This is a genomic window from Rhizobium phaseoli (assembly GCF_010668805.1).
Lineage (GTDB): Bacteria > Pseudomonadota > Alphaproteobacteria > Rhizobiales > Rhizobiaceae > Rhizobium > Rhizobium phaseoli_A.
Genome location: NZ_WUFT01000012.1, coordinates 107,158 through 118,944, shown reverse-complemented (window position 1 = coordinate 118,944; position 11,787 = coordinate 107,158). Strand labels below are relative to the sequence as shown.

Here is an 11,787-nt window from a genome sequence, read left to right as displayed (position 1 = left end):
CATGAGCGATCAGACCATCGACACGGCCGAAAAGCCTGAATTCTACCTGACGGAGGACCATCATCCGGAGAACAGCACCAATCTCGGCTTCTGGCTCTACCTGATGAGCGACTGCCTGATCTTTGCGGTGCTGTTTGCCACCCACGGCGTGCTCGGCCGCAACTATGCCGCCGGCCCGTCGCCGGCCGATCTCTTCGATCTGCCGATCGTTGCCCTCAACACCTCGATGCTGCTGCTCTCGTCGATCACCTACGGCTTCGCCATGCTGCAGATGGAGCGCAACGCCAAGGCGGAAACGCTGTTCTGGCTCGCCGTCACCGGCCTGTTCGGCGCCGCCTTCATCGGGCTCGAGCTCTATGAGTTCATCCACCTGATCCACGAAGGCGCCGGGCCGACGCGTAGCGCCTTCCTCTCCTCCTTCTTCACCCTGGTCGGCACGCACGGCCTGCACGTCACCTTCGGCATCATCTGGCTGATCACGCTGATGGTTCAGGTGTCGATGCACGGGCTGATCGAGGCCAACCGCCGCCGCCTGATGTGCCTTTCGATGTTCTGGCACTTCCTCGACGTCGTCTGGATCGGCGTCTTTTCCTTCGTCTATCTGCTGGGAGTTCTCGGATGAGTTCGCAAGTACCCGCACACGAGGACGCGCACGAGGCGCATCACGGCCACAGCCACGGCCATCAGGCCGGCCACGGCACCTTCCGCAGCTATATGACGGGCTTCGTGCTCTCCGTCATCCTGACCGCCATTCCCTTCTGGCTGGTCATGTCAGGCGTGTTCGACAGCCCGGCGGTGACGGCGGTGCTGGTGATGGGCCTCGCCGCCATCCAGATCGTCATCCATATGGTCTTCTTCCTGCACATGAACCCTCGTAGCGAGGGCGGCTGGACGATGATGGCGCTGATCTTCACCATCATCATCGTCGCCATCGCGCTCTCCGGTTCGCTCTGGGTCATGCATCATCTCAATGCCAACATGATGCCGATGAGCCCCGAGATGATGAAGAACATGCCGTGATCGGCAGGAAAGGCCGGCGGCAGCGCCGTCGGCATCGACCCGGCCGATGAACAAGGCTCCCTCGGACAAATCGGAACGACCGCCTTCGCCGGCAAAACGCGCGATCTTCGCCGTCTGCCTGGTGCTGCTTGCCGCAGGTCTCGCAGCGCTCGGCACCTGGCAGGTGCAGCGGCTTGCCTGGAAGCGTGATCTCATCGCCCGCGTCGACCAGCGTGTGCATGCTGCCCCCCTGCCCGCCCCGGCGCGGGCCGACTGGGCCAAGGTCAATGCCGCCGATGACGAATATCGCCGGGTAACCGCAGCCGGGACGCTGGCGAACGACAAGGAGACGCTGGTCTATGCCTCGACGGCGCTCGGCCCGGGCTATTGGGTGATGACGCCGCTGACGCTTGCCGACGGCACGATCATTCTCGTCAATCGCGGCTTCGTGCCGACAGACCGGCGCGATCCGATCACGCGGCGCGACGGCGAATTGTCAGGCATCGTCGAGATCACCGGCCTGATGCGGATGAGCGAGCCGAAGGGATCGCTGCTGCAATCCAACGACGTCACCGCCGACCGATGGTATTCGCGCGATGTCGCAGCGATCGCTGAAAAGCGCGGTCTCAGTGCGGTCGCGCCCTATTTCATCGATGCGGATGCGACCGCCAATCCGGGCGGCCTGCCTGTCGGCGGCCTAACGATCATCCATTTCCCCAACAACCATCTCGTCTATGCGGTCACCTGGTATGGGCTGGCGGCGATGGTGCTGGCCTTGCTGGTGTTCATTCTTCGCGGCGAGACCGGCAGAGGCCGCCGGGAGTAGTCCGGGCTCACTCTCGCTTGCAGTACGAGTGCTCCGGCCAACGGTTGCGCCGGGTGGCCTGAGCGCAACCGGATTAACACCGTGTAAAGTCATGTCCGATAGTTCTTACGTGAACAGAAGATATCAAAGCTGCACATGAACCGGCCGGATTACATTCCCAGTCTCGATGGCCTGCGCGGTATCGCCGCGCTGCTGGTCGTTCAAGCGCATGTCGGGCTTATCTTTCCAAGTGCATCCCTGTATTCAATGACCATGGGCAGCGAAGCCGTCGGCTTGTTCTTTGCCCTCAGCGGCTTTCTGATGGCCCATCTCTACGGTTCCCGGCCGGTGACCAAAGAAAACGTCCTGGATTTTCTGGTGAGCCGCTTTGCCCGCATCTATCCGGTCTATCTGGCTGCGGTTCTGCTCGTGGCGATGCTGTCCGGCATACAGGATCTAAACTTCGTTCAGCCGATCGTCGGCGGCACGGACTTTGTGCGCCATATCCTTCTTCTGGGCTCGACTGGCGTTTTCTGGTCGATTCCACCCGAAATTCAATTCTATCTGCTCTTCCCGATCCTATGGCTTTGCCTGGCCCGCCCGCAGCGCTACAGCGGAGTGATCGTCGGCTTCACGGTGGTCGTCCTCGTCGACGGTCTGCTTGAATTGCCGGGGCCTGGAATCTTGCTGCTGTCCAAGCTCCCCTATTTTCTCTTCGGCGCACTTGCCGGGAAGATGCATTCCGACGGGGATAGATGGACGCCATCTCCCCTCACCGGAATTTTCACGCTCTTTCTTCTGGCGGCATTTTTCACGTACCGGCATCTCGCGCCTGGTTTTTCCCCTGAATTCTGGAGCCTGCAAAGCGCGGCCGCCGCAGCCGTCATCGTGGCGCTCGTCGCTCGACAACCTCCCATCGCTGCCCATGTCCTGGCAGCTGCGCCTATGCGGTTTTTAGGGGCGATCAGCTTCTCGCTCTATCTTTTCCACGTGCCGATAATGTTTCTGGTGCATCGGAGTTTTGAATCTCTGATGCCGGAACCGGCGTCAATCGCGGTCGCGCTTGTCGTTGCAGTTGGGGGCGCATGGTTCCTGCATGAGACGATAGAGGTCCCGAGCCGACGCCTGCTCGTCGGGTTGTGGCAGCAACATCGGTGGCGTGTCACTGCGCGCGAAATTCCGGCTGAGCGGATCGAACAGGCGATCCTTGACCTGCAAGAGACCGAGAAGCGCCTCCTGAGCGGCGCGCCGTCAGTTACCCCGGTCGAACGGCAAGTTCTGACGCCGCCCGAACTCCGGGAGGGAATCGACCGCGACGGGGATAGTGGGGACGAGAAGCGTCGCGCATAGCGCCGCCGGTCACGCTTTTGTTTTTGCGCATTCCGGCCGGAAACCCGCTTCACACTTTTTCCTGCAATTGCTTCTTAAGAAGCGACCCGGCTGATCGCGTCGGCGAGCTGCGCCTGCGAGAAGGGTTTGCCGAGCCGGGGCAGGTTGCCGATGCCCGTCCCTTCGGGGAGTTCGGCGTAGCCGGTGGCGAGAATGATCGGCATTTCGGGCCATTCCTCGCGGATCGCCTCGGCGAGTTCGGCACCGGTCATGCGCGGCATGGCATGGTCGCAAATCACCAGATCGACCGGCTGCCTGCGCATGATCTCAAGCGCCTCGGGGCCGGCCATCGCCTCGAACACGGTGTGACCCAGATCCTCGAGCATCAGCGTCGTATTCATCAGGACTAGACCATCATCATCGACGGCGACGATGCGCAGTTGGCGCGACGCACTTTCAGCGCGTTGCGGCAGGCCGACAGCGACCTCGGCTGCCCGCTCGACAGCGACGACCGGGAACCACAATTCAGCCGTGGTGCCTTCGCCAAGACCGCTCTTCAGCATGAGGCGGCCGCCGGACTGGGACGCAAGGCCCTGCACCATGGAGAGCCCGAGACCGGTCCCCTTGCCGACGCCCTTGGTGGTGAAGAACGGCGTTGTTGCCTGCTCCACCGTCTTTGCATCCATGCCCTCGCCTTCATCGATCACTGCGATTCTTACATAGCGGCCAGGCGGCAGCGGACCCTTGCCTGACGGCACGGATTCCTCCGAAGCGCGAAGCACGATCCGGCCGCCGGACGGCATGGCGTCGCGGGCGTTGACGACGAGGTTGAGGATCGCCATCTCCAGCTGGTTCGGATCGGTAAGGATCGTCGGCAGCCTGACGGGGAAAGAGGTCTCGATCCTGGTGAGGGGGCCGAGCGAACGGCTCAGCATGTCCATCATGCCGCGCACCAGGCCGGAGACGTCGATCGGCTCCATGTGCAGTTCCTGCCGGCGGGAAAAGGCAAGCATACGCTGCGTCAACGCCGCACCGCGCTGAGCGCCCTGCATGGCATTGTCAACCAGCGATGTCAGCGACAGATCCTGCGGCATGCGTTTCTTCAGGATTTCGAGACTGCCGAGCACCGCCATCAGCAGATTGTTGAAGTCATGGGCGATACCACCGGTTAATTGCCCGATCGCCTCCATCTTCTGCGACTGGAAAAGTTCTTCGCGCGCCTGCTCGAGCGCCCGCTGGGTTTCCATCTTCTCGGTGATATCGCGAGTGATTTTGGCGAAACCGAGCACACCGCCTTCGTCGTCGCGGATGACATCGATGACGACGCTGGCCCAGAAACGGGTGCCGTCCTTGCGAACGCGCCAGCCTTCCCTCTCGAACCGGCCTTCGGCGCGCGCGATGGCGAGCGCCGTCTGCGGCACGCCGGCAGCGCGGTCCTCTGGGGTATAGAAGGTCGAGAAATGCCGGCCGATGATTTCTTTCGGTCGATAGCCCTTGATCCGCTCGGCGCCGAAATTCCAACTGCTGACATTGCCGTCGGGATCGAGCATATAGATCGCATAATCCGAGACGCCCTGAACCAGCCGGCGGAACTGTTCCTCGCTCTGGCGAATCGCATTTTCGGCGGCTCTGCGTTCGGTCAGGTCACGGGTGATCTTGGCATAGCCGATCAACTCGCCGGAGGGATGCCGGATCGGATCGATGATCACATGCGCCCAGAAGCGGGTTCCATCCTTGCGCTGGCGCCAGCCTTCGCCCTCGAATCGGCCGTGCTCCTTCGCGGTCGCGAGCGCGCGCTCCGGAATACCCGCAGCGCGGTCCTCTTCCAGATAGAAACGCGAAAAGTGCTCGCCGAGAATTTCGGAAGGTTTGTAACCTTTGAAGCGCTGGGCGCCGGTATTCCAGCTGGTGACGATGCCTTCGGGACTGAGCATATAGATGGCGTAGTCGGTGATGGCACCGACCAGTAGACGAAAGCGCCCCTCGTCGTTAAGGGGCGTATCTTGTCGATTCAGCACTTCCATCTGCCCCTCTTACTCACCAGCGCTATATAACGCAGTGGGGGCCGGATGGTTCCGAAGCACCTCGAATATTCAAACGGCCTTGACCTGCGGATAGAATTGCGCGCCGACACTCTCGGCAGCGGCGTAGGCCTGCGAGACGATCTCCGGCACCAGATCGATATCGGGCAGGCTGCCGAGGCCGAGGGGGCCGACGGCAAAGAGCCCGGCGACGGTCGAACCGTCCTCGAGGAAGGGCTCGCCGCGCGCATTGACCGCCAGCCCAAGCGAGAGTTCGTCGGGCATGGCGAGGCCGGCGGAAAACAGGCTCTCAATCAGCGGCGCCGAAAGATCCGGCGCCTGACAGCGGCAATCGATGATGCGCTCGGCATGGATGACCTCTTCGACAGAGGAACCGGCTGGCGTGAAGAACAGGCCGCTCAGGCCCCGGCGGCCGGCCCGCCCGCGGCGCAGCACCGTGCGGCCCTCGGCAAGCTCGCGTTTCAGGCGCAGGTGCATCGCCTCCGGCAGGCGGTTGCGATGGCTGTCGTAGATCGCCCTTAAATGCCGGTTGAACTGATGTTTGTCGCGTGCCGGCAGCGAGCGCCAGAGCGAGCGGGCATGTTTCCTGAGCCCGTTCATCACCGATTGCCAGCTTCGGCCCTCATCCTCCGCCTCGCGACAGGCCTGGCGGATGAAGCGCACGATCTCCGGCAGGCTCTCGGGCAGCGCTTCGGCGGGGAACAGCGGATCGGCGGAATTCGGCGTATGGCTCTGGGGCAGGAAGCCGCGCCGGGAAATGACCGTCACCTGGCCGGCATAACCGGCATCGCGCAGCTGCAGCAACTGGTCGACGACGCGGATGCCGCTGCCGAGCAGCACCGCATGCGGCCGTGCCAGGAGGCGCTGGGCCCTCACCGGCGAAACCTCCTCAACGCCGGTATCCTGATCGTTCAGGCCGTAGCCGGTGGCCAGCATCACGGTATCGAACAGCGGATTTGCGGGATTGGCGCTTTCGAGCAGGAAACGGTTGCCGTGGCTTCTGCGGATCGCCACCACCGGATCGTTGCAGACCTGGACGGTAATGTCTCTGCGCGCGGCAAGCGCTTCCGAAAACCGCTGGTAGACATAATCGCTGAAGATTTCCTTCGGCACGAAGATCTGCCTGAAACCGGGAATGGCGGCCGGCACGGCGGCGCGAAAGGCGGCGTTGCTGCAGAGCCAATCATTGAAATCGTCGCTGTCGCCGACCGAGACCGAGAGATCGCGCACGCGGGTGTTGAGGATCGTCGAGGCGCGCACTGACGCCAGCGCCTGCCCGCCGCTGACCGACGAATTCGGATCGAACAGCTGCAGATGGAACGGCGCGCGCAGCGTCTTCATCAGCGCGATCGCCGTCATCATCCCGGAAAAACCGCGCCCGACGATGGCGATACGCGGCACCGCCGATATCTGCGCCGCCGCATTGGCGCGCGCCGAAAAAAGTCCCTGAACCGTCATCGCAACTCCTTTGCGGTTTCATCCGCACCGTGGGTCGATCGAGGTTTCAACGCATAAAACAGCGGATCATGCGTTGATGAGGTTCATGCGGCCATTCACGACAGCTGCCGCAGGATTGAGGTCCGAGCCGGAAGCCCCGGACATGCACAAGCGGAACAATCACGCTTGTCTATAGTCTATTAAACTAGTCGTGTATGAAAGCGCTAAAAAGCGGACATGGCAAGAGGTTTATTGCCACGGCAATTCAAGCCATTGAAAGATAAGTTGGTTTAGAACGTCGATGCGGTGCGCTTCAGTCACCCTCGCCCGGATATTGCTTCGCCTTCAGCAGGCCGGCCAGATGCGCGGTGTTGCGCGCCAGCATGTCGACGGCTGTCGTCACCACCTTCGGAACCTTGTCGAGGTCGACGAAATTGGTGGAACCCATCGCCTCGCCGACCCAATAGGCGACGGCGCTGGCCGGAATGGTGAAGCCGACATCGTTCAGCGCCTGGAAAAGCTCGGCCGACACATGATGGGCGCCGTCCTCATTGCCGACGACGGCAACGGCCGCGACCCTGCCATAGGAAACCATGCGGCCCTGATCGTCGGTCTCGTCGAGGAAGGCATCCATACGCTCCAGCGCCCGCTTGCAGACGCTGGAGGGCTGGCCGAGCCAGATCGGCGTCGCCATCAGCAGGATATCGGCGGCAAGCACCTTGGCGCGGATATCAGGCCAGTCATCGCCTGCGCCTTCGTCGGAGGTGACGCCTGGCTTGACGTTGAAATCGGCAAGCCGGAGCACTTCGGTCTTGACGTCATAGGCCGACAGCGCCTTGTCGATGAGAGCGATCATCCGGCCGGTCGAAGACGCCTCCTTGGCATCGCTGGTCTTCAGTGTGGCGTTAAGAGCGAGGGCTTTCAGCGGCATGGTTTTTCTCCGGTAACGGTTGCCCGATAGGGTTTTGCCTGCAGCAACCAACCCACGCGGCGATTGTTCCCGCCGGCGCGCGAGGAGACCTCACGTAAAAATAACCAGTTGGTGAATTCTTTACTTGAACCCCCAATTGGAATCGGCAAAAGTGAAGGTGCAATCAATCCCTTCATGGATTTGCCGTCTTTTCGGGCCAGCGTCCGACCACACATCTATTGGAAAAAATACCGTGAGCAGCGATGCGTTAACACGCGCGACGAAGCCTTCGGCTTCGATGGCGCTTGCAACTGCGGCAGGCTGGGGCCGAGGCCTCTTCACATTGGTGCGTATCACCATGATGGCCTTCCGCCACCCCTGGCAATCCGGCTTTGCGATCGGCGCCACGCTGGTCGCTTCCACCTTCCAGCTGATGATCCCCCGCCTTCTCGGCCAGGCGGTCGACCACACACAGATGGCGATGAGCGGTGGCGCGGCGGGCCAAGCGGCGCAGGACGCGCTTTTGACCACGGCGCTGCTCCTGCTCGGCGCCAGCGTGCTGCGCGGCCTCTTCACCATGGTCCAGAACTATTACAGCGAAGCCGTCGGCCATCACATCGGCTACGAATTGCGGCTCGCCTGCTATGAGAAGATCCAGCGGCTCTCCTTCAGCTTCCATGACACCGTACATTCCGGCGACCTGATCACCATCGGCCTGCTCGATCTCGAAGGGGTGCGGATGTATTTTTCCACGGCACTCGTCAGGATGATCCTGCTGTCGATCCTGATTGGCATCGGCGCCTATATGCTGCTGTCGACAGATATAGTGCTCGGCCTGCTGGCGCTCTCCTTCGTGCCCTTCGTCGGCTGGCGCTCGTCGGCGACGCAGCTCAGGCTGCGGGCCACCTGGCTCGACCTGCAGGAGCGGCTGTCGGTTCTGACCCGCATCATGGAGGAAAATCTCGGCGGCATCCGCGTCGTGCGCGCCTTTGCCGCACAGGATCACGAGCTGTCGAAATTCGAGGCGGCCTCGAAGAATGCATTGGCGCTCGCGCATCAACGCGTCGGCATCCGCGTCCTCAATACCAGCGCCATGACCTTCTCCTTCTTCCTGGCGATGGGCCTCGTGCTCTTTGTCGGCGGCGGCAAGGTGACCTCGGGCGAGATCACTGTCGGCACGCTCGCCTCCTTCCTGACCTTCATGACCATTTTGCAGATGCCGGTGCGCCAGCTCGGCCTGATGGTCAATGCCTTTGCCCGCGCTTCCACCTGCGGCTCACGCCTCTTCAGCCTGCTCGACCTCGACATCGCGATCAAGGACGCACCGGATGCCAGGGAATTGGCGGTGACCGACGGCGTGCTGCGCTTCGAGAATGTCAGCTTCGCCTATCCCGGCTCGGAAAAACGCACCGTGCTCCACGATGTCTCCTTCGAAGCCAGGCGCGGCCAGACGATCGGCATCGTCGGGCCTCCCGGCAGCGGCAAGTCGACGATCGCCCATCTCATTCCCCGCTTCTACGACGTTAGCGGCGGCAAGATCACCATCGACGGCCAGGATATCCGCAAGGCGACGCTGCAATCGCTGCGCCGGGCGGTTGCCGTCGTGCAGCAGGATTCCTTCCTGTTCACGACGACGATCGAAAACAACATCGCCTATGGCGACCCCTGGGCAAAGGAAGGCCGCATCGAACGCGCCAGCGAAAGCGCCCAGCTGCACAATTATGTGCTCGGCCTGCCCACCGGCTACGACACCGTCGTCGGCGAGCGCGGGGTTTCGCTGTCCGGCGGCCAGCGGCAACGTCTGTCGATCGCCCGGGCGCTGATGCTGAAGCCGGCGGTGATGGTGTTCGACGATTCGACGGCGGCGATCGACGCGGCCACCGAGCAGCGCATCCGCAGCGCCATGCGCCGCTATGCCGCCGACCGGGTGACGATCATCGTCGCCCATCGCCTGAGTTCGCTGATGCATGCCGACCAGATCCTGTTCGTCGAAGACGGCCGGATCGTCGAGCGCGGAACACATCAGGCGCTGCTGTCGCTCGGCGGGCGCTACAAGGCGCTCTACGACCTGCAGGTCCGGCCGGGCGACGAGGTGCTGAGCGCCTAACTCCCCTCTTCTCCCCATCGGGGAGAAGTGCCGAGCAAGACGAGGCGATGAGGGGGCGCGGCGCGGTGGCGACGAGTGTGCTGAGCGGAAGCGAAGGGCAAATAGGGCGTGCCGTGTGGCCCCCTCATCCGCCCTTCGGGCACCTTCTCCCCGCTGGGGAGAAGCGGACAAAGAATTCACGCGCGGACCACCCCAAGTGATGGCCGCAGGAGGAACGAGATGGCCGAGGAACTGGAAACCGAGCGTTCTGACGTTCGCGAGGATGGGCGCCGCCCGCCGCGGGCGGTGGTCGGCTCGCATCGCGTCGAGGAGGAGATGTTCGGCAAGGCCTTCGACGGCAATATCGTCAAGCGTATCTGGGCTTTCGTGCGTCCCTATCGCCGCCAAGTCCTCTTCTCGGTCGTCGCCGTCCTGACCTTCACGATGATGCAGCTGCTGATCCCGCTGATCATCCGCTATGCCATCGACCACGGCATGTCGCCGGGCGGCAACTCTTCGGCCTTGCTCTGGTCGATCGGCGCCTTCGCGATCGCCATATCAATCAACTATGCGGCAAGCTACGCGCAGGAGACGCTGGTCGGCGGCGTGGCGGAAGACGTGCTCTTCGATATCCGCCGGGCGATGTTTTCGCATCTGCAGCGCGTTTCGCTCTCCTTCATGGACAAGACCGAGGTGGGCCGGCTGATGTCGCGCCTGCAGGGTGACGTCAACTCGATGCAGGAATTCCTCGAAACCTCGGTTCTCTCGGTCGGCGACATCGTGCTGCTCTTCGGCATCGTCTTCGTCATGCTCTATCTCGATTTCAAGCTGGGGCTGCTGACGCTTTCGGTGCTGCCGGTGCTGTTCATCGTCCGGCTGTTCTGGCTGCCGCTCGCCCGCAAATCCTTCATGGCCGCGCACGAGACCAATTCGGTGGCCAACGGTGCCCTTGCCGAAGCCATCCACGGGGTGCGCGCCGTCCAGAGTATGGACCGGCAAGGTGTCAACTTCACGCTTTACGACGACAAGGCGCATGCGAACCTCAGAACACATCTGACGGCGGCGCGTTATGCGCAGGTGATGGTGCCGATCGTCGACAGCCTGACCGGCGTCGCGATGGCGCTCGTCATCGTCGTCGGCGGCGCCCGCGTTCTCAACCAGGCGCTCGATGTCGGCGTTCTCGTCGCCTTCCTGTTTTACATCCAGCGCTTCTTCGACCCGATCCGTTCGCTGACGCTGCAATATTCGGTTATGCAGCGCGCCATGGCCTCCGGCCAGCGGCTGACCGAGGTGCTCGACGTGCCTGTTGATATCAAAGACGCGCCGAATGCCAAAGCGCTGTCGCGCGATATGGACGGCTCGGTCGAATTCAACGACGTCGTCTTCGGCTACAATCCGAAACATCCGGTGCTGAAACATGTGAGTTTCAAGGTCAATCCCGGCGAGACGGTGGCGCTGGTCGGACCGACCGGTTCCGGCAAATCAAGCTGCATGTCGCTGATCCACCGCTTCTACGACGTGCAGCAGGGCCAGGTGCTGGTCGGCGGCCACGATGTGCGTGACCTGACGCAGGATTCACTTGGAGCCCAGATCGCCATGGTGCTGCAGGAACCCTTCCTCTTCACCGGCACCGTCTTCGAAAACATCCGCTACCACAAGGCGGAAGCGACGCGCGAACAGGTGATCGAGGCGGCGAAAGCCGTCGGCGCGCATGAATTCGTCATGCGCCTGCCCGATGGTTACGACAGCATCCTCGGCGAGCGCGGCGGCAATCTTTCGCTCGGCCAGCGCCAGCTTTTGAGCTTTGCCCGCGCGCTTGTGGCGGACGCGAAGATCCTCGTCCTCGATGAGGCGACCGCCAATATCGACAGCTACACCGAGATGCTGATCCAGAAGGCGCTGGTGAAGCTGCTCGAAAATCGCACCGGCCTCGTCATCGCCCACCGCCTGGCGACCATCCGCGAAGCTGACCGCATCATCGTGCTGCAGAACGGCGAAATCATCGAGAGCGGCAACCACCGCCAGCTGATGAAAAACGGCAAACTCTATTCCAAGCTCTATAACCTCAATTACTCCTCCTTCGACGATATTCCCGAAGACGTCCTGGAAGAGACGACGGCGACGCAGTCGGCGACCTGACCCACGGGGGAAAATGGCATCAATTAACGCCTGTCGCAAA

10 protein-coding genes are annotated in these 11,787 nt (G+C 62.4%); 6 read left to right on the top strand and 4 right to left on the bottom strand.

Annotation, left to right across the window (positions count from 1 at the left end; all coding sequences use genetic code 11):
* Position 1: 1 nt before the first annotated feature.
* The 4 genes from cyoC (at position 2) to GR197_RS19660 (ending at position 3,154) form a co-directional block, all read left to right on the top strand.
* On the top strand, positions 2 to 622 hold the full coding sequence (gene cyoC, locus GR197_RS19675; RefSeq protein WP_028732706.1) for a cytochrome o ubiquinol oxidase subunit III: 621 nt from the start codon (positions 2 to 4) through the stop codon (positions 620 to 622).
* The gene (gene cyoD / locus GR197_RS19670; RefSeq protein WP_164012520.1) at positions 619 to 1,020 is read left to right on the top strand and encodes a cytochrome o ubiquinol oxidase subunit IV; all 402 of its coding nucleotides are present in this window, start codon (positions 619 to 621) and stop codon (positions 1,018 to 1,020) included. The genes cyoC and cyoD overlap by 4 nt, the downstream gene beginning before the upstream one ends.
* A gap of 46 nt (positions 1,021 to 1,066) precedes the next feature.
* A complete protein-coding gene (locus tag GR197_RS19665; RefSeq protein ID WP_164012518.1) occupies positions 1,067 to 1,825 on the top strand; it encodes an SURF1 family protein in 759 nt (252 codons plus the stop codon).
* Between the two features lie 135 nt (positions 1,826 to 1,960).
* A complete protein-coding gene (locus GR197_RS19660; protein ID WP_164012516.1) occupies positions 1,961 to 3,154 on the top strand; it encodes an acyltransferase family protein in 1,194 nt (397 codons plus the stop codon).
* 74 nt (positions 3,155 to 3,228) lie between these two features.
* Here GR197_RS19660 and GR197_RS19655 read toward each other — a convergent pair whose 3' ends face one another.
* The 4 genes from GR197_RS19655 to GR197_RS19640 form a co-directional block, all read right to left on the bottom strand.
* Entirely contained in the window at positions 3,229 to 5,157 is a 1,929-nt protein-coding gene (locus GR197_RS19655) for a hybrid sensor histidine kinase/response regulator (protein WP_164012514.1), read from the bottom strand.
* 69 nt (positions 5,158 to 5,226) lie between these two features.
* A complete protein-coding gene (locus tag GR197_RS19650) occupies positions 5,227 to 6,633 on the bottom strand; it encodes an FAD/NAD(P)-binding protein (protein WP_164012512.1) in 1,407 nt (468 codons plus the stop codon).
* Positions 6,634 to 6,925: 292 nt separating this feature from the next.
* A complete protein-coding gene (locus tag GR197_RS19645) occupies positions 6,926 to 7,543 on the bottom strand; it encodes a flavodoxin family protein (protein WP_164012510.1) in 618 nt (205 codons plus the stop codon).
* Entirely contained in the window at positions 7,534 to 7,719 is a 186-nt protein-coding gene (locus GR197_RS19640; protein ID WP_164012507.1) for a hypothetical protein, read from the bottom strand. Before GR197_RS19640 ends, GR197_RS19645 begins: the two co-directional genes overlap by 10 nt.
* Between GR197_RS19640 and GR197_RS19635 the strand changes: the two genes are divergently transcribed.
* Both GR197_RS19635 and GR197_RS19630 read left to right on the top strand, forming a co-directional pair.
* Complete coding sequence (locus GR197_RS19635) at positions 7,668 to 9,629, top strand: ABC transporter ATP-binding protein (RefSeq protein ID WP_204330300.1); 1,962 nt, start codon at positions 7,668 to 7,670, stop codon at positions 9,627 to 9,629. The genes GR197_RS19640 and GR197_RS19635 overlap by 52 nt on opposite strands.
* Positions 9,630 to 9,848: 219 nt before the next feature.
* Positions 9,849 to 11,747, top strand: a complete 1,899-nt coding sequence (locus GR197_RS19630) for an ABC transporter ATP-binding protein (protein ID WP_164012505.1) — start codon at positions 9,849 to 9,851, stop codon at positions 11,745 to 11,747.
* Positions 11,748 to 11,787: the final 40 nt, after the last annotated feature.